The sequence below is a fragment of the Streptosporangium carneum genome (assembly GCF_027922005.1).
Lineage (GTDB): Bacteria > Actinomycetota > Actinomycetes > Streptosporangiales > Streptosporangiaceae > Streptosporangium > Streptosporangium carneum.
On the sequence record NZ_BSEV01000104.1, the window covers coordinates 1 to 627 of the forward strand.

Annotated in this window: 1 protein-coding gene; it reads left to right on the plus strand. The window is 63.6% G+C overall.

All coding sequences use genetic code 11. From position 1 onward, the window contains the following. Nucleotides 1-627 (plus strand): peptidylprolyl isomerase (locus PKF00_RS44900; RefSeq protein ID WP_271223753.1); only part of this gene is annotated, 627 nt, incomplete at both ends.

Sequence of the window (627 nt, forward strand, 5' to 3'; positions counted from 1 at the left end):
AACCGATCACCACGGTCGATGTGCGCAACCGGATGCGTCTGATCATCTCGACCTCCCGCATGTCACAGATCGACGAGCAGACGCTGGCGCGGGTTCAGGACGAGGCCCTGCGCGGCCTGGTCGACGAGCACCTGCAGATGCAGGCGGCCCGGGAATATGAAATCGAGATCGAGGACGCGGAGATCAACAACGCCCTTCTCGACCTCGCCAGCCGCAACAATGCGACCATCGACGAGATCCTGGCGGATCTGGAAAGCTCGGGCATCGATGCCTCGACCCTGCGCAGCCAGATCGAGGCGGAAATCGCGTGGCAGATCCTGGTCAATGGCCGTTACGGCTCGCGTATCCGGATTTCCGAACAGCAGATCGAGCTGGCACTGGACCGTCTGGTCGCCAGCGCCTCCCAGCCGCAATTCTACATCTACGAGATGTTCTTGGAAGTACCCCGCCCCGGTCAGGAGCAGGCCACGCAGCAGCGCGTGATCGCAGTCATGAACCAGCTGCAGCAGGGCGCGTCCTTCCCGGAACTGGCGCGGCAGTTTTCCGATGCGAGCTCGGCCGCGGCCAGTGGCGAGATCGGCTGGGTTGCCCTGTCCGAACTGCAGCCGGAAGTCGCCGCGATCATGC